Annotated in this window: 16 protein-coding genes and 1 tRNA gene; 9 read left to right on the top strand and 8 right to left on the bottom strand. The window is 57.4% G+C overall.

Annotated elements, in window-relative coordinates; translation table 11 throughout:
* The first annotated feature begins 25 nt into the window (after positions 1–25).
* Genes ABD720_RS05525 through ABD720_RS19275 form a run of 3 tightly spaced genes read left to right on the top strand, consistent with a single transcriptional unit; the run spans position 26 to position 3,066 of the window.
* Positions 26–1,501 (top strand): cyclic di-GMP phosphodiesterase, encoded by a 1,476-nt coding sequence (locus tag ABD720_RS05525; protein ID WP_344762237.1) that lies wholly within the window; start codon positions 26–28, stop codon positions 1,499–1,501.
* Positions 1,498–2,823 carry an EAL domain-containing protein gene (locus ABD720_RS05520; RefSeq protein ID WP_344762236.1) on the top strand — a complete coding sequence of 442 codons (1,326 nt, stop codon included), beginning with the start codon at positions 1,498–1,500 and terminating at the stop codon, positions 2,821–2,823. The genes ABD720_RS05525 and ABD720_RS05520 overlap by 4 nt, the downstream gene beginning before the upstream one ends.
* A 48-nt stretch (positions 2,824–2,871) precedes the next feature.
* Entirely contained in the window at positions 2,872–3,066 is a 195-nt protein-coding gene (locus ABD720_RS19275) for a diguanylate cyclase domain-containing protein (RefSeq protein ID WP_425547913.1), read from the top strand.
* Between the two features lie 234 nt (positions 3,067–3,300).
* Here ABD720_RS19275 and ABD720_RS05515 read toward each other — a convergent pair.
* A tRNA-Ser gene (locus tag ABD720_RS05515) sits at positions 3,301–3,390 on the bottom strand.
* Positions 3,391–3,586: 196 nt separating this feature from the next.
* On the opposite strand from ABD720_RS05515, the gene ABD720_RS05510 reads away from it, so the two are divergent.
* A complete protein-coding gene (locus ABD720_RS05510; protein ID WP_344762235.1) occupies positions 3,587–4,012 on the top strand; it encodes a response regulator in 426 nt (141 codons plus the stop codon).
* 7 nt (positions 4,013–4,019) lie between these two features.
* Positions 4,020–4,430, top strand: coding sequence for a DUF2177 family protein (locus ABD720_RS05505; protein WP_344762234.1), 411 nt, complete (start codon positions 4,020–4,022; stop codon positions 4,428–4,430).
* Positions 4,431–4,442: 12 nt separating this feature from the next.
* Here ABD720_RS05505 and serS read toward each other — a convergent pair whose 3' ends face one another.
* The 4 genes from serS to ABD720_RS05485 all read right to left on the bottom strand — a co-directional run bounded on the left by serS (position 4,443) and on the right by ABD720_RS05485 (position 10,178).
* Positions 4,443–5,732, bottom strand: a complete 1,290-nt coding sequence (serS, locus tag ABD720_RS05500) for a serine--tRNA ligase (protein WP_344762233.1) — start codon at positions 5,730–5,732, stop codon at positions 4,443–4,445.
* A gap of 83 nt (positions 5,733–5,815) precedes the next feature.
* Positions 5,816–7,111 carry a replication-associated recombination protein A gene (locus ABD720_RS05495; RefSeq protein WP_344762232.1) on the bottom strand — a complete coding sequence of 432 codons (1,296 nt, stop codon included), beginning with the start codon at positions 7,109–7,111 and terminating at the stop codon, positions 5,816–5,818.
* 33 nt (positions 7,112–7,144) lie between these two features.
* Positions 7,145–7,831, bottom strand: a complete 687-nt coding sequence (lolA, locus tag ABD720_RS05490; RefSeq protein WP_344762230.1) for an outer membrane lipoprotein chaperone LolA — start codon at positions 7,829–7,831, stop codon at positions 7,145–7,147.
* 10 nt (positions 7,832–7,841) lie between these two features.
* A complete protein-coding gene (locus tag ABD720_RS05485) occupies positions 7,842–10,178 on the bottom strand; it encodes a DNA translocase FtsK (RefSeq protein WP_344762229.1) in 2,337 nt (778 codons plus the stop codon).
* 313 nt (positions 10,179–10,491) lie between these two features.
* Between ABD720_RS05485 and trxB the strand changes: the two genes are divergently transcribed.
* The 3 genes from trxB to ABD720_RS05470 are packed head-to-tail and all read left to right on the top strand — an operon-like array spanning position 10,492 to position 12,823.
* Entirely contained in the window at positions 10,492–11,448 is a 957-nt protein-coding gene (gene trxB / locus ABD720_RS05480; protein WP_344762228.1) for a thioredoxin-disulfide reductase, read from the top strand.
* 39 nt (positions 11,449–11,487) lie between these two features.
* A complete protein-coding gene (locus ABD720_RS05475; RefSeq protein WP_425547912.1) occupies positions 11,488–12,162 on the top strand; it encodes a Smr/MutS family protein in 675 nt (224 codons plus the stop codon).
* Positions 12,163–12,220: 58 nt separating this feature from the next.
* The gene (locus ABD720_RS05470) at positions 12,221–12,823 is read left to right on the top strand and encodes a trimeric intracellular cation channel family protein (RefSeq protein WP_344762226.1); all 603 of its coding nucleotides are present in this window, start codon (positions 12,221–12,223) and stop codon (positions 12,821–12,823) included.
* A gap of 39 nt (positions 12,824–12,862) precedes the next feature.
* On the opposite strand, the gene ABD720_RS05465 is transcribed toward ABD720_RS05470, so the two are convergent.
* The 3 genes from ABD720_RS05465 to ABD720_RS05455 all read right to left on the bottom strand — a co-directional run bounded on the left by ABD720_RS05465 (position 12,863) and on the right by ABD720_RS05455 (position 16,053).
* The gene (locus tag ABD720_RS05465) at positions 12,863–14,014 is read right to left on the bottom strand and encodes an ABC transporter substrate-binding protein (protein ID WP_344762225.1); all 1,152 of its coding nucleotides are present in this window, start codon (positions 14,012–14,014) and stop codon (positions 12,863–12,865) included.
* An 18-nt stretch (positions 14,015–14,032) separates the two neighbouring features.
* Entirely contained in the window at positions 14,033–14,371 is a 339-nt protein-coding gene (locus tag ABD720_RS05460; RefSeq protein ID WP_344762224.1) for a P-II family nitrogen regulator, read from the bottom strand.
* Positions 14,372–14,439: 68 nt separating this feature from the next.
* Entirely contained in the window at positions 14,440–16,053 is a 1,614-nt protein-coding gene (locus ABD720_RS05455; protein WP_344762223.1) for an NAD+ synthase, read from the bottom strand.
* A 167-nt stretch (positions 16,054–16,220) separates the two neighbouring features.
* Here ABD720_RS05455 and ABD720_RS05450 point away from each other — a divergent pair, with 167 nt between their 5' ends.
* Positions 16,221–17,381, top strand: coding sequence for a GNAT family N-acetyltransferase (locus ABD720_RS05450; RefSeq protein WP_344762222.1), 1,161 nt, complete (start codon positions 16,221–16,223; stop codon positions 17,379–17,381).
* Positions 17,382–17,425: the final 44 nt, after the last annotated feature.

Raw genomic sequence — 17,425 nt, 5'->3', positions numbered from 1 at the left:
CTCTACAAGAAAAGGCTTCTAGACCTTGAACGATCAACAATTAGCCAAAAAAGTCTTCAAATCGTCGCTTGTCGTGTCTGGTACCGAGCTGCGTATCGGCATGTACGTCGCAGATCTTGACTGTGGTTGGGCGTCGACGCCGTTTTTGTTGGAAGGAATTTTTCTTGCGACCGACGAGGATGTGGCCACCGTAGTCCGGCTCGCCCGTTTGGTAACGGTAGATCCGGCACGCAGCCGTTTGTCGGCGCTGGCGCACTTTCCGCAAGCCAGCTTGTACGAGACAGACCTCGCGGCCGCTACGGACAGCAAGCGGGCGGCACCTGCTGAACAACGCCTCCAGGCGTTTCAATCTGCCGTAAGGAAACACGACGGTGACCATGCCAATCGCCAGGAGAGACTTTCTCTGTGGTGGCGCGAACTGATGGGGCGATTATCGAACGTCCTGGGTGGGTTGCTACTAAAAAAACGCTTGCAGGCAGTGCCCGTCTCCCTACGCCCTGCCTACATACCGGATGACATTGGGCTGGTGGTATATCCTGCCGCAGAATTCACGAAACTGGCGCTGCCACAAGCCCTGATTGCCTGTGACCTCGGCGAGGCGGCACTGGAACGCATCGCCCGGGACCTGGCAGAGCATCGCGATACCGATGTCGAAGCACTGCAACTGGCTTCCGAAACGCTGGCCGAGAACATGATACGCCGCCCTGGAACGATGATCTGGGCAACCAAGATGCGCGACAAAAGTAATCGCATGTATCACCACGGATTGGGCGTGGCGATCTACCTGACAGCACTGGGTCGGCAACTTGGTTTCCAGCGTGAGCAGCTGGCCGATTTGGCCACTATCGGCCTGCTGCTTGACCTCGGAAAAATGGACCTGCATGCCGACCTGCTGGACAAACCGGGCAAACTTAATGAAGACGAAACCCTTGAGATGCAGACCCATGTGCGGCGCGGGGTATCGATGCTGGAAACCACTGGTGTGACCTCTGAAGTGGTCTTGCGTGCGATTGCGGAACACCACGAGCGCGTCGATGGTCAGGGCTATCCGGCGGGGCTGCCAGGCAACCAGATCGCTATTTTTGGCAAGATGGCCGCGATCGCGGATGCCTACGATGCGATGGTCAATCCGCGTCCGTATGCCCCGGCCTATGCGCCCTACGATGCGATGAAGCGATTGTTCGCCGAAAGCGATACACGCTGGTTCGGGCCACTGGTCGAGCAGTTTGTACAAGCCATTGGCATCTTCCCGGTAGGCTCACTGATCGAGCTTTCCAGTGGTGAAGTGGCGATCGTGGTTCAACACAATGCCTATCGCCGACTCGAGCCTTTGATCCTGATACTGACGGATAGCGCCAAGCTGGCGCTGCCACAGCCGCAGGAACTCGACATGCTCAAACACAATTTTGCCGCTGCGCCCAAGGTTCTGCGCATCACGACCGGTTTGGCAGATGGTGCTTTTGGCATTCAGATGCAAGACTATTATTTGAAGGCCGCATGAACATAGCTGGACTCTGGTCGAACAAATTGGCAACACGCCTGTTGGGCGCGGTGCAATTCGATGCGACGCACGCACTCTATCAGCGGCTGGCGGCAGATTTGGAACTGGCTCGAAGTGATTCGACACTGGCGGTCCTGATCGTATCTTTGGCGCGTAGCGATCTTGTGGGGGCGACTCTGGGCCTGCCCGAGTCGGCTGCGATCAGCACGGAACTGCTTGCGCGGGTAGCTGTTGCTCTGCACGCGACGGACTATGTGGCACTGACGAACGCTGACGAACTGTGGATCGTATTGCCGGCGCTGGCGTCTGCCACGATCGCCAGCCTGGCCGCTACCAACATTGCCCGTGCGCTCGAAGGCGCCTTGCTGTCAGGCGCCCTGACCGTCACGCTACGAACGCGCATCGGCATCGCCGTAGCACCATCTTCTGGCGGTACCGCAATTGGCTTGTTGCAAGCAGCGTCCGAAGCAAACAAACGTGCGCGCAGCCAGAACCTGCTGTATTGCGTGGCGACCGACACCGACGGCACAGGCCTGCACAACAAGGATCTCATCGTCGCGCTGGCCAGCGCGCTGGCGCTCAATCAGCTGACCATTGCCTATCAACCCAAGGTCGACGTCGTCTTGAAAAAAGTCGTCAGTGTAGAAGCGCTGATTCGCTGGCCAGTGGACCTGCAGCCCGCCATGAGTCCGATGACGCTGGTCGAGATTGCCGAACAATTCGGCATGATCGAAGACCTTACCCGCCACGTGCTGCATACCGTCCTGCGGGAGCAGTCAATGATGCTGGCCGAAGCAGGAATCCAGCGTATCTGGATCAATCTGTCGGCAGGCATGCTGGCCGATCCGGGCTTGCCGGATTTTTTACAGCAAGCACTGGATATCTGGTCGGCAAGCGCCAGCACGATCGGGCTGGAAATCACCGAGAGTGCCGTCATCAACGACATCGAGCAATCGATCACGATGATGCATTCGCTGTCGCAGCGCGGCTTTGAAATGGCAATCGACGACTTTGGCACAGGATATTCATCGCTGGCTTACCTGCGCCGTTTTCCCATCAGCGAACTCAAGATCGACCAAATGTTTGTGCGGCACATGAATAACTCCGAGCCCGACACCCAGATCGTGCGCACCATCATTGACCTAGCACATAACTTCAAATTGAAAGTGGTCGCAGAGGGCGTGGAGGATGCGCCGACGCTGACCCTATTGGCGCAAATGGGATGTGACCAGATCCAGGGCTATGTTTATGCCAAGCCGATGCCGGCAAAAGCGCTGGTGCAGTGGCTGGCAAATTTTTCTGGCGCCCTGTCGATGGACTAGATAGCGCGAACGTTTCTTTGTTGCAGATAAAAAAGTTTGCTAGTTTGGGTGCAAACAATAACGACACTGACACAGTACGTACGCACGAGCGACACGTTGGCCCGTCCCGGTGACGATGAATTTGTGGTGATGCTGAACAGTCTGGGCAGTGGCCAAACGGCAGCAGCCCAGCATGCCCACACTGTCACTGCCAAGATTCTGATGGGAACGGCTAGCAGGCCCTACAGTCAACGCATGGAATGACCGGCAAGACTTGTGCATACCCGGGGAACCCTTCGAATTTTCTTTAGTTAAACCAACGGAAGCGCTGGTAGACGTGGCGGGAGGAGCAGCCAATACGTACTGGACAAATGTCACTCGTTGTCCAGTACGTAGCATTAACCAGTAAATTTATAAACTTCGGACCCCGTGACGTGTTTGGGCGAAAAAAAACCGCAACCCCGATAAACAATCAGGCCTGCGGCTTTTTCGTACTACTGGCGGAGAGGGTGGGATTCGAACCCACGGTACGATTTAACGTACGCCTGATTTCGAGTCAGGTACATTCGACCACTCTGCCACCTCTCCTGATTCGGTCATCACAAGGGATTTCACCCCGGCAAGCGCCGAAGTATAGCAGACCTGTTTGAGAAGCGGAACCCGCAAAACTCACAAATTCCTACACCAGACACGCTGTTCGTCTGATAGGTGTATCTTGTCAAAATACCTATAATCCAAAATCAATTAGCGATTAAACCCGGATCAATTCTGCAAAGGACGACAGATGCACTACCTCGCCAATACCAATTCTGACCTGCACTTCCTGGTAGTCAACGATAGCGAGGCGTCGCGCCGCCTGATAGTCCACTTGCTGAAAGAACTCGGCTACATGAAAGTCTCGGAAGCGTCTAACGGAGAAATGGCGCTGCGCTCATTCAAGAGCGCCCGCGCCATCGGTTCGCCAATTGGTTTTGTGATTACCGATTGCGCCATGCCCGTCATGGATGGGCTGAAACTGGTGCAGCAAATACGCGGTGATGAGCAGCTGCGAGCGACACCCCTCCTGATGGTCACCGCCGATGCAACGCGAGAACACATTCTTGCGGCGTCCGAAGCAGGCGCAGACGATTATCTGGTCAAACCATTCAACGCCACTAAACTGCGGCAGAAAATCTCTCCGATGATCGCCAAATATGCGCTCGCAGCGTGAGCCTGCGATGACCAAATATCTCAGCATCTATTTCGCCACGGGTATCGTGTTCTGGCTGCTCGATTTCATCTGGCTCGGTTTCGTGATCAAGGATTTTTATGTGCGCGAATTCGGCGACATGCTGCTGCCGTCGCCTCTGCCGACTCCGGCGGTTGCCTTCTATGTGCTTTACGTGATTGGTATCGTGGTGTTCGCCGTGATGCCTGCGTTGGCCAGCGATTCATGGCTGAAGGCGCTGGCCATGGGCGCGCTGCTCGGACTCATGGCGTATGGCACTTACGATCTGAGCAATCTGGCGACGCTGAAAGGCTGGTCGACACGATTTGCCATGATCGATATTGCCTGGGGGACCAGCGCGACGGCGATTGCCGCCACGCTGGGATTCTGGATCAGCCGCGCTGCCCTGCCACGGCTCTGATCATTCGGCCGATCAGGCCGACAGGCGCTTCAGACCACCCATGTAAGGCCAGAGCACTTCCGGAATCGCAACGCCGCCGTCCGCCTCCTGGAAATTTTCCAGTACGGCGACCAGCGTGCGTCCGACCGCGAGACCCGATCCGTTCAGTGTGTGTGGCAACTCCGGCTTGCCTTGTGCATTGCGAAAGCGGGTTTGCATGCGGCGGGTCTGGAACGTGTCGCAGTTCGATAACGATGAAATTTCACGATAAGTTTTTTGCGCTGGCAACCACACTTCGATGTCATAGGTCTTGGTGGCGGAGAACCCCATGTCGCCGGTGCACAGGCTAACCACGCGATACGGCAAACCGAGTTTTTGCAAGATCGTTTCTGCATGGCCAACCATGTCTTCGAGCGCCTCGAACGACTGGTCAGGATGCACCACCTGAACCAGTTCGACCTTGTCGAATTGATGCTGACGGATCATGCCACGCGTGTCACGGCCATAGCTGCCGGCTTCGGAACGAAAGCACGGTGTATGCGCCGTCATCTTGACCGGCAATGCATCCAGCGCAATGATCTGGTCGCGCACGATATTGGTCAGCGACACTTCCGAGGTAGGAATCAGATACAGCGTTTCGCCCTCGCCTTCCTGACCACCTTTTTTGACCGCAAACAAGTCGGCTTCAAACTTCGGCAACTGGCCGGTGCCACGCAGGGAATCAGCGTTGACGATGTAGGGTGTGTAGCACTCGGTGTAGCCATGATCGGATGTGTGGGTGTCGAGCATGAACTGCGCCAGCGCGCGGTGCAATCGGGCGATGCCGCCTTTCATCACTGAAAAACGCGAGCCGGTCAATTTGACCGCGACATCAAAATCCAGCCCCAGCGGCGCACCGATATCGACGTGGTCGCGTACCTCGAAGTCGTAGTTGCGTGGCGTGCCAACGCGGCGCACTTCGACGTTATCGGCTTCTTCCTTGCCCACTGGCGTGGACGTATGCGGCAGGTTCGGAATCTGCATCATGAAGTCGCTCAGCAGCAGTTGTACTGCTTCCAGACGGGTAGCCGACGACTTCAATTCGTCGGCGATACCGGCCACCTCCTCCATCACGGCAGTGGTGTCTTCGCCCTTGCCTTTCAACATGCCGATCTGTTTGGACAACGCATTGCGTTTGCCCTGCAACTCTTCGGCGCGAATCTGGATCTGCTTGCGCTCGCCTTCGAGGGTATTAAAGCCAGCGACATCGAGAATGAATTTGCGGGTGGCCAGACAGACAGCGACGTTGTCGATGTCTTTGCGGAGGAGTTGGATGTCGATCATGGTGGTTGCCGGAGTCGGATTTTAGTGCCGTCATTGTACCAATAGCGGATAGCAACCGACCCATCGGCATTGCCTGCTGCCGATCACTTCCTGCCGTTGGTGCGGGCGTTTTGATCCAGCTGGTTCAGAAAATTCAGCTTCTCGGAAATTTTTCCTTCCAGTCCGCGCGGCGTCGGCTTGTACCATTTGATTTCGCCAAGACCGTCGGGCAGGTAGGTCTCGCCGGCAGCGTAGGCATCCGGTTCGTCATGGGCGTAGCGGTACAGCTTGCCATAGCCGAGTTCCTTCATCAGCTTGGTCGGCGCATTGCGCAGGTGTTCCGGCACCAGACGCGATTTGTCTTTGGCGATGAACGCACGCGCGGCGTTGTAGGCGTAGTAGACCGCATTCGATTTGGCGGCACAAGCGAGGTAGATCACCGCCTCGGCCAAAGCCAGTTCGCCTTCCGGCGAGCCGAGGCGTTCGTACGTTTCGGTCGCATCCAGCGCCAGCCGCAACGCGCGCGGATCGGCTAGTCCGATGTCCTCACTGGCCATGCGGATCAGTCGACGTGCCAGATAACGCGGATCTGCGCCGCCATCGAGCATGCGCACGAACCAGTACAACGCGGCATCGGGATTCGAGCCACGGACGGATTTATGCAAGGCCGAAATCTGGTCGTAGAACGCATCGCCGCCTTTGTCAAAGCGGCGCAGCGCATCCCCCAGACATGCCGCCAGCAATGCCGCATCGACGACGGTGACGCCTTTTGCCGTCGCGGCGCGAGCGACAATTTCGAGGTTGTTGAGCAGCTTGCGGCCATCACCGTCGGCACTAGCGATCAGCGTGGCTCCGGCATCGTCGGCGAACTGCAAGCCATCGAGCAGTTCGCGGCAGGCGCGGTCCAGCATCTGACCAAGATCGTCCTCCGTCAGCGATTTGAGGACGTAGACTGCCGCCCGCGACAGCAACGCGCCGTTGACTTCAAAGGACGGGTTTTCGGTGGTCGCACCGATGAATGTGAACAGCCCGCTTTCGACGTGTGGCAGGAAGGCATCCTGCTGACTCTTGTTGAAGCGGTGAACCTCATCGACAAACAATATCGTGCGACGCCCCATCGCCCCGCGCGACAACTGTGCGCGCTCAACCGCTTCACGAATATCCTTGACGCCGGACAGCACTGCCGACAAGGCAATGAACTCGGCCTGAAAACTGTCGGCCATCAGCCGCGCCAGCGTGGTCTTGCCCACGCCCGGCGGGCCCCACAGGATCATCGAATGCGGCTGGCCCGATTCGAAGGCAACCCTTAGCGGCTTGCCGGGACCGAGCAGGTGTGACTGGCCGATGACCTGGTCCAGCGTGGTTGGTCGTAACCTCTCGGCGAGCGGTACGAAGGTCATAAGGTAGGACGACTGCAGCGAGCCGTGACGGCGTTACTGCTGGCTGACATCCGCGCCTTTGGGAACCACGAATTTGAACTGATCGGCGGCGAGCACCGGATTTTTTTCAAAGCGCAGGAAGGACAGGATCGAGACCTGGCCGAAGGTATCGCGCAACTCCATCGCCACCGGAACACCATCACGCAAGCCGATGCCGATGTGTTCGAAGGTCGTATCCTTGGCCTTGGGTATCGCGTCTAGCCACTCCATACCATCCTTGGTGCCGGCCTCTTTCAGCGTGAAGTTCTTTTCCAGGTCATTGCTGCCGAACAGGATCGCCGCAGGCGATGAGCCCAGCGCGTTGCCCAGCTTGCGCGAGGTGACCTGGTTCAGGTCCTTGTCGTAGATGAACAGTTTGTCGCCGTCCGCCTGCAGGACTTGTTCGTACGGTTTCAGGTAAGTCCAGATGAATTTGCCGGGACGGGCAAAGATGAACGTCCCGGTCGATGGTGTCGATACCTTGACTGGCGCCTGGCCAGCAGCAGCGCCAGGCTTGGCAACACTGTCGGTCTTGACCAGCCGCTGGCTGAATTCGCCCTTGGCAGACTTGGTGCTGGCGACAAAGGATTTGAATTGTTCGAGTGCGGAGGCGTTGGCTGCCATCGGCAAGCTGATGACGCTGACTGCGACGGCGGCAGCAATGACAACGCTACGGGTAATTTTGGAAAAATGCTTGTTCAAAAGTGGTGTCCTATTCTGCGGCAGCCCCGGCCGGAACCAGGATTTCGCGATTGCCATTGGATTGCATGGTGGAGACCAGACCGCTTTGCTCCATCTGTTCGAGGAGCCGGGCGGCGCGATTGTAGCCGATCCGAAGATGACGCTGCACCAGCGAGATGGAGGCGCGCCGGTTCTTCAGGACGATGGCGACAGCCTGATCGTACATCGGATCGGCTTCGGTGTTTGGCGCGCCCTCGCTGCCGGGTGCACCCTCGACGCCGTCTTCAATGACCCCGCCTTCAAGAATACCTTCGATGTAATTCGGTTCGCCCTGCGCTTTCAGATGATCGACCACGCGATGCACTTCTTCGTCCGAGACAAACGCACCATGCACGCGGATCGGCAAGCCGGTACCGGGCGGCATGTAGAGCATGTCGCCCATCCCGAGCAATGCCTCGGCGCCCATCTGATCGAGAATCGTGCGCGAGTCGATCTTGCTGCTGACCTGGAACGCGATGCGGGTCGGGATGTTGGCCTTGATCAGGCCGGTGATGACGTCGACCGATGGACGTTGCGTGGCGAGGATCAAATGGATGCCGGCAGCACGGGCTTTTTGTGCAATCCGTGCGATCAGCTCTTCCACTTTTTTACCGACCACCATCATCAGGTCGGCCAGCTCGTCGATGATGATGACGATGGTGGGCAGCTTGTCGAGCGGCTCCGGTGCATCCGGGGTCAGACTGAACGGGTTCGGTATTTTTTCTTCGCGCTTGTCGGCGTCGATGATTTTCTGGTTGTAACCGGCCAGATTACGCACACCCATTTTGCTCATCAGCTTGTAGCGACGTTCCATTTCACCGACCGCCCAGTTCAGCGCATGGCCGGCCTGGCGCATGTCGGTGACGACCGGCGCCAGCAAGTGCGGGATGCCTTCGTAAATCGACAGTTCCAGCATCTTCGGGTCGATCAGGATCAGGCGTACCTGATTCGGATCGGACTTGTACAGCAGCGACAGGATGGTGGCATTGATCCCGACCGATTTACCGGAGCCGGTGGTGCCCGCCACCAGCAGGTGCGGCATCTTGGCCAGATCGGCCACTACCGGATTGCCGGCAATATCCTTGCCCAGCGCGATGGTCAGGCTGGAGACACCATCGTTGTAGACCTTGGACCCGATGATCTCGGTCAGGCGCACGATTTGCCGTTTCGGATTCGGCAGTTCCAGCCCCATGTAGTTTTTACCGGGGATGGTTTCGACGACGCGAATCGAGGTCAGCGACAGCGAACGGGCCAGGTCCCGTGCCAGGCCAACGATCTGGCTTCCCTTGACACCAGTAGCCGGTTCGATTTCGTAACGGGTAATCACCGGTCCGGGATAGGCCGCCACCACTTTTGCATCGACACCAAAGTCGGACAGTTTTTTCTCGATCAGACGGCTGGTGAATTCCAGTGTTTCGACGCTGACCGTGATTTGCGCAGGTGGCGCATCGTCCAGCAAGGAAATCGGTGGCAGGTTGGTATCGGGCAGGTCGGAAAATAACGAGACCTGGCGCTCCTTGATGACGCGGTCGGAACGCGGCACGTCGATGACCTGGGGTTCGATGCGGATCGGTGCTGCATCGACGGTCCGCGCCCTTTCCTGCACCAGCACCGTGTCGCGCTTGACTGCCGCCTCGACACCGACCTTGCGATCCTCCCGGGCGGCGTACAGGTTCTGCACGCCGGCAAACAGCAGTTCGATACCGGCGCCGATCCGCTCTGCCACCGCCAGCCATGACACCTGAAAAAACAGGCTGAAGCCCAGTCCGAACAGCAACAACAGGAACAGCGTCGCTCCCGTGAAACCCAGTGCATGCGCAGCACCGCCACCAATCAGTTCACCCAGCACGCCGCCGTGAGAATGCGGCAATTGTGCCTTGAACGAGTACATGCGCAAATATTCAATTGCCACACTGCCGGTCAGCATGAACGTAAAGCCGACGCCACGGATCAGGTTCTCATGCTGGTATTCCGGCTCAGGGTCCTTTTGCATCAAATATTTGTGCGACAGCCGGCGGTAGCCATTGAACATCATCCGCAACAGCAGCACACACCACCACCAGGCGGACAAACCGAAGATGTAGAACAACAGGTCGGAGGTCCATGCACCGACCGAGCCGCCCCAGTTATGCAAATGCGGTACTGCATTGGAATGCGACCAACCCGGGTCGACGGTCGAATAGGACAACAGGGCAAGCACGAGATAGGTGCCGATTGCGCTGAGCACGAACCAGCGGCCTTCCGACAGCAGGCGGACCAGCCTGCCCGGCAGTCGCTGGGTGTTTCGAGGGGCGGTGGAGCGGGTATAGGCGGGGCTTGTTTTACTCATAAATCCTGGTTGATGCTGACTGTGTTCGACGGCCTTGGACAGCACTCTCGACGCTGCTTTTGCCTGCGCACCTGGCAGTACTTTCGGCCGGTTCGTCGAGACACGCAAGATTGATTTCCGGAATTAATCCTGGGAAAAGCCGGTTCGTCATGTTCGTCTATAATCTTAACCAGATTCACCGTGCGCAGCGCAATAAATCGCTCGCTGATTGCAATTACGCCCGGCGGCACCACCTGAACCTCATAAATTCGCCTGATAAGTTGCGTACACGTAACTCATCCCAGATTCATTACCTTTCGATCGACTACATTCCATGACCACTGCTAAACACGCTCACGTCCTCATCCTTGGTTCCGGGCCGGCCGGCTACAGCGCCGCCGTCTATGCCGCACGCGCCAACCTCAATCCGGTGCTGATTACCGGCATGGAGCAAGGCGGTCAGCTGATGACCACCACCGATGTCGAAAACTGGCCAGGTGATCCGATGGGTGTGCAAGGCCCGGAGCTGATGCAGCGCCTGTTGCAACACGCCGAGCGCTTCAATACCGAAGTTGTTTTTGACCATATCCACACTGCCAAGCTCACCGAAAAGCCGATCCGTCTGATCGGCGACTCCGGCGAATATACCTGCGACGCACTGATCATCGCTACCGGCGCTTCGGCGCAGTATCTGGGGCTGGCGTCCGAGCAGGCGTTCATGGGCAAAGGCGTCTCCGCCTGTGCCACCTGCGACGGTTTCTTTTATCGCGGCCAGGAAGTGGCCGTCATTGGCGGCGGCAATACCGCTGTCGAAGAGGCGCTGTACCTGTCCAACATTGCCGCCAAAGTCACCGTCATCCATCGGCGCGACAAGTTCCGCGCGGAAGCCATCCTGATCGACCGCCTGATGGCCAAGGTTGCCGAAGGCAAGATTGAGGTCAAATGGAATCACACGCTCGACGAAGTGGTCGGTGACGACAGTGGCGTGACGGGTATTCGTATCAAGTCGGCAGTCGATGGCAGCGTGAGCGAGGTCACCGTCCACGGTGTCTTCGTGGCGATCGGGCATAAACCAAATACCGGTTTGTTTGAGGGCCAACTTGACATGAAGAATGGCTACATCAGAACATTGACTGGCCTGGAAGGCATGGCTACCGCCACCAACCTGCCGGGTGTCTTCGCTGCCGGTGATGTGCAAGATCACGTGTATCGCCAGGCAATCACCAGTGCCGGTACGGGTTGCATGGCGGCGCTGGACGCACAGCGTTTCCTGGAAACGCTGGAAGACTAACCGGATCATCGTCCGGCGCCACGCCGGTCTTCGTATCCGATGTTGATCTACAACTTTGCCGAGTGCTCCATGCCCGCTCCCTTGAAAGACTTTGCTGCTCTCACCAAGCTGCGCCAGGAATTGAAGGCGCAGCAGGAGGCGAAGGCGATTGCCGACATCGAGCGGGCGCGACGCGCGCAGCTGGCAGCCATCGAGGCTGACCTGTTCCGCCACAGCATAGGCCGGGTAGCACCGCTGGTGAGCACTAACAAAGCCGACCTGCAACCGCCCCGCCCTGACCCGATCGCCCGCCAGCACCTGGCGGATGAACAGGCCGCGCTGGCAGAATCCCTGTCGGATGATTTCAGTGTCGAGTCGTTACTGGAAACCGATGCCGCACTGAGCTTTGCCCGCAGCAGCATAGGTGCCGATACGGTCCGCAAACTGCGCCGCGGGCATTGGGCCATCCAGAGCCAGCTTGACTTGCATGGCATGCGCACGGATGAAGCTCGCGAAGCACTGTCCGAGTATCTGCGTTCGGTAGGCCGGCGCGGATTGCGTTGCGTACGCATCATTCACGGCAAGGGTCTGGGCTCGATCAACAAGGAACCGGTGCTCAAGGGGAAGGTGCGCAACTGGCTGGTACAAAAGGAAGAGGTCATCGCGTTCTGCCAGGCCAAGGCATCCGATGGCGGCAGCGGCGCGCTGGTGGTTCTGCTGAAATCGCAAACCTGACCTGAATTTCGCTGGCTACCGGTATCATCGTCGGATTACCACTCACACATCATCCGGCATGAGCTTGATCAAAATCATCGAAATCCTGGCAATCCTGGTGGGTGCCTTTTCGGGTTTCGTCGAAGCCCGCAGCAAGCAGATGGATGTGGTCGGTGTCTTTACTGTTGCGTTTATTACCGCCTTCGGCGGAGGCACACTACGCGATATCCTGCTCGATCAACGTCCCCTGTTCTGGGTCATCCATCAGGAATACGCGATCCTGATTTTTGTACTGGCGCTGATCTCTGCGCCGGTGATCAAAACACTGCGCTACATCGTGTCGGAAAGACTGATCGTGGTGGCCGATGCACTGGGACTCGGCCTGTTTTCGGTAGCGGGTGTGGCCGCGGCAATTTCTGCCGGCATGCCGCTGTTCATCGCCTCGATGATGGGCGTCATCACCGGCATTTTTGGCGGCGTACTGCGCGACATTGTCTGCAACGAAATCCCGATGGTCCTGCGCGATCGCCGACCCTATGCGATCTGCTCTTTTGTCGGATGCTGGGCCTACTTGCTGATGCAGAAATTCGGCATCTATCCGGACTACTCGCTGGGTGCCTGCGCCCTGTTGATCACAACACTGCGACTGGCGACCTGGGCCAGGGACATGCGACTGGGTTGATGTGTTGGCTATCTCTCGATTCCAGTAAGTGCCACCGACTCAGTTGAGGAATTTTCCATCCTTGACGATCACGGTCATGTCGACAAACTTTGATCCGCCATGGTCACCGGGCTTGAAATTAATATCAAATCCGCCCGCGTCATAATTGCCGGTGTTGATGGTTTCCAGTGCCTTGATCAGCTTTTCACGAGTCAGATCGCGCCCTGCCCGACGCAGGCCTTCGGTGAATACCTTGGCCGCCATGAAGCCTTCAAGGCTGGAAAAATTCAGCGTGCGGATATCGGCTTTTTTCATGACCTTCTGATATTCGGCCACCACCGGCGTGGCGCTGTGCCATGGAAATGGCATCACCTGCGAAATCACCACGCCCTGACCTTGCGGACCAAGCGCATCGGCCAGCGCCTGACTTCCCACAAACGACACGTTATAGAACTGGCCGAAATAGCCTGCGCGACGCATGGCTTTGATGTAGGCCGCACAGGACGCATAGGCACTAATCTGGATAATCGCATCGGGACGCTTCGGCAGGATTTTATCGACGGCAGCCTGGACGTCGGTGCTGTTGCGTTCGACAGTCGCGATTTCTACCAATGAAATATGCATTTTTTTTGCAGCGCGCTCGACGCCTGCCAGACCGGATTTGCCGTAGGCATCGTTCTGATAGAACACGGCGATGTTCTTGATTCCGGTGCTGACCAGACGCTCAACCAGATGGGCTGTTTCGTCGTAGTAGCTGGCGCGTATGGAAAACACGGCCCGATTGAATGGCTCGCGCAACGACTGCGCTCCCGTGAACGGTGCGAAAAAAGGCACATTGGCCTGAGTAAAAACAGGTAGTGCTGCGTTGCTGGTTGGGGTTCCGACGTAGCCAAAAAGTGCGAAGACGCCGCTTTCCTCGATCAGTTTTTTGGTGTTGGCAGCGGCCAGCTCGGCTTCGTACCTGTCGTCGGCCTGAATGATCTCGATCCTGCGGCCAAACACCCCACCCTGGGCATTGATCTGATCAAAATAGGCCTTCGCACCCGCATGCATCTGAATACCAAGTTGCGCGGCCGGTCCACTGAAAGCGGCCGACTGACCGAGCAAGATGCGTTGGTCGGTCACGCCTGTTTCAGCGAACGCACTACCCGCGCCTGTCAGAACGCAAGCTGCCAACAGCAGTTGCATCACGCTCCACAGCAGTTTTTTCATTGGCTGAGCAGGGGATGATCAGACTGCGTCGGAGCCCGTCTCGCCGGTGCGAATACGGATGACCTGCTCCACGTTCTGTACAAAGATTTTGCCGTCGCCAATTTTTCCGGTGCGTGCTGCCTTGATGATGGCATCCATGGCCGCTTCCAGTGCGGCATCATCGACGATTGCCTCGACTTTCACCTTAGGCAAAAAATCGACCACGTATTCAGCGCCGCGATACAACTCGGTATGCCCCTTTTGTCGGCCAAAACCTTTTACCTCGGTGACGGTCAGGCCAGTGACACCCACTTCGGCCAAAGCCTCACGGACTTCGTCGAGTTTGAAGGGTTTGATAATGGCGGTGATTTGTTTCATGGCAGATCCTTAAAGGGTTTCCGGAGACAAGCTTGTGCCCGGAACGTGAAACATCGTTTGATTCTAATCTAGCCGCGAAATTTCGACGTGATCGGATAGCGCCAGTCGCGCCCGAAAGCGCGGTGCGTGACACGGATTCCGACCGGTGACTGACGTCGTTTGTATTCATTGATCTTGATGAGATGCGTGATCCGGTCCACATCTTCCTTGCGAAATCCTGCCGCCAGAATATCAGCGACACTGCGGTTTTCTTCCATGAACATTTGCATGATGGCGTCCAGCACTTCGTACGGCGGCAGCGAATCCTGGTCGGTCTGGTCGGGCCGCAATTCTGCCGACGGGGCGCGAGTCAGGATGCGTGTCGGTATGACTTCGGAAATGCCATTGCGGTATGCGCAGAGCCGGTACACCAGCGTTTTGGCGATATCCTTGAGAACAGCAAAACCACCTGCCATATCGCCATACAACGTGCAGTAGCCAACCGCCATTTCGCTCTTGTTGCCGGTAGTGAGAACAATCGATCCATGCTTGTTCGACAGCGCCATCAGGATGGTGCCGCGGATGCGTGCCTGAATGTTTTCTTCGGTGGTGTCTTCGGCCAGACCAGCGAATTCGTCGGACAGCGTGTGTTTGAATGCCGAGAAACAATCCGCGATCGGAATTTCGTCGTAGCGTACGCCGGTACGCTGCGCCATGTCGCGCGAATCGATCCAGGAGATCTCGGCGGTGTACGGCGATGGCATCATGACCGTGCGCACCTTGTCGGCACCCAAAGCATCGACGGCCACGGCCAGTGTCAGCGCCGAATCGACGCCACCCGACAAACCGATCAGCACACCAGGGAAACCATTCTTGCCGATGTAATCGCGCACGCCAAGCACCATGGCCTCATACACCTGCGCTTCGACCGGCAGTGCGGGGTGGACTTGAGCAGGTAACGGCGTCGCGCCATCGAACTCGATGACCTGCAGGTCTTCACCGAAGTGCTTCAGTTGTGCCTGAATCTGGCCGCTGCGGTCCAGCACAAATGAATTGCCGTCAAAAATCAGTTCATCCTGGCCGCCGACCAGATTGGCATACACCAGCGCCATGTCCTGTGCACTGACATGGGCGCGCATGCGGTCGTAGCGCAAATGCTGCTTGTTCATGTGATACGGTGAAGCATTGGGCACCAGCAGCACCTGCGCACCGGCGGCCCTGGCACGCGCCGGTGCGCGCGAGAACCAGGTATCTTCGCAAATGTTGAGGCCGAACCGCACACCTTTGAGCTCAAACACACATGCCGCGTCGGCTGCCGAAAAATAGCGCTTTTCGTCGAATACCGAATCGTTGGGCAATTCGGCTTTGCAGTAGGTGGCGATGACCTTGCCATCAGCCAGCACCACAGCTGCATTGAAGCGCAATCCGTGCTGCAGCAGTGGCAATCCGACCACGACGTGCAAGCCGGGGAACACGGTCAGCTCGGCGGCTAGCGCCTCGGCTGCCTGCGCTGATTGTGCGTAAAATGCATCGCGTAACAAGAGGTCTTCGGGCGGATAGCCGACCAGTGACAATTCGGGTGTCACGACAATATCTGCACCCAGCGCAAAAGCCCGCTGGGCAAAAGAAAAAATACGCGAGCGGTTGCCCGCAAGATCACCGACGGTGCTGTTGATTTGCGCGATGGCGACTTTGATTGTCATGGTGGGTAGCTGGAAATCGAATAAAAAACCGAATAAAAAACCGCATTAAAAACCGCATTAAAAACCGAACAAAGCATGCAAGCTGACATGCAAGCGGAATCATTCTGGAAGGTTACTGTGACCCTCCGGAACCGACTAGATGACAGGCAAATTTAAGTGGGGAACAATTGAATTATCGCACGCAAATCATCTCGTCCCTGAGCACCATCGGCCAACCGGCATGGGATGGATTACTCGCCCTGCAGGCCAACGCGAATCCCTTCCTTTCCTACGCATTTCTTGATGCATTACACGAGACCGGCTGTGCCTCCATCAAGTCGGGCTGGCAACCGCAATTCATCACGCTGTGGGAAGAACGGGACCCGCACGAGGAACAGGTTCTGGTTGCCGCCATACCGCTGTATGCCAAAACGCATTCCTATGGTGAATACGTTTTTGACTGGGCGTGGGCCGATGCCTACCAGCGCCACGGCCTGGAGTATTACCCGAAACTGTTGTCGTCGATTCCCTTCACGCCGGTGACAGGCGCGCGTTTGCTGGCGCGCGATGAGGTATCCCGGGCAGCGCTGCTGAAGGCGCTTTGCGCCATACAGGTCAACAGCAAGATGTCATCCACCCATGTGCTGTATCCGCCGGCAGAACAGGCGATGCAATTAAAGGAGGCAGGATTCATGTTGCGCTCCGGCGTGCAGTTTCATTGGATCAATCCGGGCTATGCCAGCTTCGATGAATTTCTGGAGACACTGGAGCGCAAGAAGCGCAAGAACATCCGCGCAGAGCGACGCAAGGTGGCCGAGCAAGGCATCCTGTTCCGGCAAGTGCGCGGTGCAGACGCGACCGAGGCAGACTGGCGCTTTTTCAACCGCTGCTACGCGCAGACCTATGCCGCCCATCATTCGACGCCGTACCTGAATCTGGCATTCTTCCATCGCATCGGCGCAGAGATGCCGCAACACATCCTGCTGATCATTGCAGAAAGGAATGGGGTCCCGATTGCGTCGTCACTGGTCATTCACGATGGCGCCACGTTATATGGCCGGTACTGGGGCGCGATCGAAGACGTGCCTTGCCTGCATTTCGAGACCGCGTATTACCAGCCACTTGAATTCTGCATCGCCAACCGGATCGGCTGTTTTGAAGGCGGCGCCCAGGGCGAGCATAAAATGGCGCGCGGCTTCCTGCCACAAAAAACCTGGTCGGCACACTGGCTGGCACATCCGGATTTTTCGGATGCGGTCGAACGCTTCCTGGAACGCGAAACTGGTGGCATCGAGTCATACATGGATGAACTCAACGAGCGCAATCCATTCCGCGCTAACAACACCTGAAAATTACGGTTGACGAATGCACTGCCCGGCTTGTAGCTTGACTG

The organism is Actimicrobium antarcticum (assembly GCF_039536745.1).
GTDB classification, from domain to species: domain Bacteria; phylum Pseudomonadota; class Gammaproteobacteria; order Burkholderiales; family Burkholderiaceae_D; genus Actimicrobium; species Actimicrobium antarcticum.
This window is presented reverse-complemented; position numbering and strand designations above follow the sequence as displayed.

Bases quoted from the DNA above. Each gene is read 5' to 3' on its own strand.
- ABD720_RS05520 (WP_344762236.1), top strand. From the start codon at position 1,498: ATGAACATAGCTGGACTCTGGTCGAACAAATTGGCAACACGCCTGTTG.
- ABD720_RS05510 (WP_344762235.1), top strand. From the start codon at position 3,587: ATGCACTACCTCGCCAATACCAATTCTGACCTGCACTTCCTGGTAGTC.
- ABD720_RS05505 (WP_344762234.1), top strand. From the start codon at position 4,020: ATGACCAAATATCTCAGCATCTATTTCGCCACGGGTATCGTGTTCTGG.
- serS (WP_344762233.1), bottom strand. From the start codon at position 5,732: ATGATCGACATCCAACTCCTCCGCAAAGACATCGACAACGTCGCTGTC.
- ABD720_RS05495 (WP_344762232.1), bottom strand. From the start codon at position 7,111: ATGACCTTCGTACCGCTCGCCGAGAGGTTACGACCAACCACGCTGGAC.
- ABD720_RS05485 (WP_344762229.1), bottom strand. From the start codon at position 10,178: ATGAGTAAAACAAGCCCCGCCTATACCCGCTCCACCGCCCCTCGAAAC.
- trxB (WP_344762228.1), top strand. From the start codon at position 10,492: ATGACCACTGCTAAACACGCTCACGTCCTCATCCTTGGTTCCGGGCCG.
- ABD720_RS05475 (WP_425547912.1), top strand. From the start codon at position 11,488: ATGTTGATCTACAACTTTGCCGAGTGCTCCATGCCCGCTCCCTTGAAA.
- ABD720_RS05470 (WP_344762226.1), top strand. From the start codon at position 12,221: ATGAGCTTGATCAAAATCATCGAAATCCTGGCAATCCTGGTGGGTGCC.
- ABD720_RS05465 (WP_344762225.1), bottom strand. From the start codon at position 14,014: ATGAAAAAACTGCTGTGGAGCGTGATGCAACTGCTGTTGGCAGCTTGC.
- ABD720_RS05460 (WP_344762224.1), bottom strand. From the start codon at position 14,371: ATGAAACAAATCACCGCCATTATCAAACCCTTCAAACTCGACGAAGTC.
- ABD720_RS05455 (WP_344762223.1), bottom strand. From the start codon at position 16,053: ATGACAATCAAAGTCGCCATCGCGCAAATCAACAGCACCGTCGGTGAT.